General features: G+C 31.7%; 3 protein-coding genes. 1 reads left to right on the plus strand and 2 read right to left on the minus strand.

Annotated features, from left to right (window positions below):
• The first annotated feature begins 244 nt into the window (after positions 1-244).
• The gene (locus ACFVSH_RS24820) at positions 245-538 is read left to right on the plus strand and encodes a YolD-like family protein (RefSeq protein WP_387708407.1); all 294 of its coding nucleotides are present in this window, start codon (positions 245-247) and stop codon (positions 536-538) included.
• A 293-nt stretch (positions 539-831) separates the two neighbouring features.
• Here ACFVSH_RS24820 and ACFVSH_RS24825 read toward each other — a convergent pair whose 3' ends face one another.
• Positions 832-1,596, minus strand: coding sequence for a hypothetical protein (locus ACFVSH_RS24825; protein WP_387708409.1), 765 nt, complete (start codon positions 1,594-1,596; stop codon positions 832-834).
• Positions 1,597-2,171: 575 nt separating this feature from the next.
• The gene (locus ACFVSH_RS24830) at positions 2,172-2,393 is read right to left on the minus strand and encodes a hypothetical protein (protein WP_353871725.1); all 222 of its coding nucleotides are present in this window, start codon (positions 2,391-2,393) and stop codon (positions 2,172-2,174) included.
• Positions 2,394-2,960 lie beyond the last annotated feature (567 nt).

Here is a 2,960-nt window from a genome sequence, read left to right on the forward strand (position 1 = left end):
AGATAAAGATATTGACATCCTATTAGCTGGTTTAGTTCCATAGGGCATAAAGGAAGACTACAATAAGTGGTCTCTTTTATTTGTTCGAAAATCAACATTTCTCTAGCCAGAACTTATTTGGGGAAGGAAATTTTTTCTGCCTTTCATAAGAACGTTAGTTCGTATATAATGGAAGTAAAGGAGGGATTTTTCTGATGGGGACAATTTGTGATAGAGGCTTGTTAAATGGCAGTCAGCATTGATTATGCCGGAACATAAAGCTTTAAATAAAAAAATAGGTGAGGTTGATTATTTCTTAAATAAAAAACCTATCCTTGATGAATACCAGGTTGAAGAGTTTGAAAACAACATTCATTATGCAATGGAATATCATTTACCGATAAGATTTAGATTACATAACGAGGGAAGTCCACAAGAATTGGATGGTTATTGTGTGTACATTCATCCTGTCACAAAAGAGTTACGCATTCAGAAGAGAGATAGTTCCTTTGAGAAAATTAAATTCGATGAAGTTATTAGTGTGATTGTAGAGGATTAAAAAAAGCCCTTCTCATTAGTGAAGGGCTTGATTTGATATTTGTACCTTGTAAAAGGTAAAGGGAATTGATACTAATATTAATCGTGAAGAGTTTGCTGGAATAGATGGAGTGGAACATAATGCCTTACATGATGCTACGGTAATTAAGGACTATTATGAGGGAATAATTAAATCGGAGCTTAAAAAAAGATGACCCCGGATCACATTGCCGAAGTCATCTTATAGCAGTAGCCTTGAATCTTTAATTTAGCTGTCTACTTTTGATCATATAGTTCACACACAACTTTTTTATATTATTTTAAATTCGACCAACTTTTTTCAAGTTTATTATAATAATAGAACCATGAAGATAATGCCACAGCATTACTAACGACAGCCACTGGTCCTGCAATTTTTGTCAATATTGTTTTCGCTGTTGCCCAAGAAATTATTTTCCCTGCTACTAATGAACCACCACTAAATCCAGAAACTAGCCAACCAACCGTGGTTGAACTCTCAGTACCTCTAAGAGAATCCACATTATTTGCATATGTATTAAAAGGTTTAGAACTTGCTAATTTAGCAGTTTTATTTGGTTCCTTTAGATAACGAGCAGTACCTTTACCAGTAGTGAAATTCTTAGTGTAACTAATGTTCAATATTGTAACCATTGATTTGTTACCACTTGTAGAAGCCATTGGATAAAAACCACTCGCTTCTTCCTGTGTTTTAGGTTCTGGTATTTCTTCGAAAAGAATTACATCTTGATCTACTATTTTATCGTTAGTAAGAGTTGTTGAAAAGTCTTGTATAAGTTCATGGTTGTCTTCATTATAAACTTTTGTGTGTATTATTATTGTGTTTTCATCAATTGTTTCAGTTGTTTCTATATAACGTGTTTGAACACCCAAGATTGTCAATATGTACTCAGATTTTTCTTCAGTATCCGTAATAATCTCCATACCATCTTCAGGTATGATTGTTGAACCTGAAGTTGCTAATGCTGTGCTACTCGGAATAGAGAATGCTAGACTTCCTACAAGTAGGATAAAGCTCATTAAGATTGAAATTTTTTTCATGTTTTTCCAAAACTCCCTTTTTATGTTTTCGGTTAAGCAGCGAGTCTTATACTAACATACTATTAATCTTTTTTAAGGGAAATAAATACAAAACAGTAAAAAAATAGAATTAAAGAAAAAGTGAAAAATGTTAGAATCCCGCTTAAAAAATGAGCGTATAGTGCAAAAATCATTGAAAGATTTGATAGTGCAATGATTAAAAAAATGTTCACCCTATGCTTATTTTTATAAAACAAACTAAAAATAATTGATAAAAAAAACAAGATACTGGCCAAATAAAATACAAAATCCGCCGGGGAACTTTTCTGGTACCGTACAACATACCAATAAAGAAGTACAACAAAAAATATTTTTACAAACTTGAACACAAAATCTCTCCTTCTATGTATTTCGTAAGTATGAATTATTATCTTTTTCGTAAAAATAGTCTTTTGATTTCTTTTAAAAATCACTATTAATTCCATATAACCCATAATTAAGAAATTATATTAATGGTAAATATAACATATATTCCTGATAGAAGGTACTCTATATATCTTTTACATAACAAATGCTGATAGGCTTGACCTTCTTAACTAACTCCGTAATATCATATCATCGTTATAAATCACTTGAACTATACGAGAATCCTTGCTAGCTGCAAATTCTGACTTAATCTTCTGAATCCATTCATATGCGGCAATGGCAGCTGCCCAATCTGGATCCTTCTTATAATCTGAATTAGGAACGGGGAAGCTTCCACTCTGCAAGAAATTAGTTTCTCTTGAATGTAAGTGAACCTTGATATTTATGTTCAACCCTAAATACCTCCTGGAGTTAGTATAGTTTTATGGCCACATGTTAGTTATTTTCTTACTTCTTCATTTGCCTCTTTTCAATATATACCCAACTATAATAGAACAGCCAGAAAACCAAGGGTACTAAAAGTACATAAGCGTTAAATTCCTTTGAATGATGATATTGATATATTATTAAAATTATTCCTATAATTAATGCCGGCAGTAAAAGAATAAAATATTTTTCTTATGCAATTTACCTCTCTCCCATTTTGTCATTCAAAACACTCCTCTCTCTAAAAATGTAATCAATCCATATATTAACATAAATTCGAACTGGTTTTCGTTATAGATGAAAAAGAATGAATGTATCACTATGAAAAAATGACCACATTCTGACCACCAAATAAAAATAAAAAGGTCAAATAACCTAAAAGAAATTTGTATACAGGTTATAGAAAGCGTTGTTAAATAAGCCTTTATGTATCTTTTTGAAAAAAAACGAAAGGCGAAGATATGTTTAGAACACAAGTTCACCCATGGGAACGCGAACAATATATGTCCATGTATTAATCTTTCAAACCCTTG

The sequence above is a fragment of the Peribacillus sp. NPDC058002 genome, assembly GCF_042886655.1.
In the GTDB taxonomy this organism is placed as follows: Bacteria; Bacillota; Bacilli; order Bacillales; family DSM-1321; genus Peribacillus; species Peribacillus aracenensis.

Bases quoted from the DNA above. Each gene is read 5' to 3' on its own strand.
- ACFVSH_RS24820 (WP_387708407.1), top strand. From the start codon at position 245: ATGCCGGAACATAAAGCTTTAAATAAAAAAATAGGTGAGGTTGATTAT.
- ACFVSH_RS24825 (WP_387708409.1), bottom strand. From the start codon at position 1,596: ATGAAAAAAATTTCAATCTTAATGAGCTTTATCCTACTTGTAGGAAGT.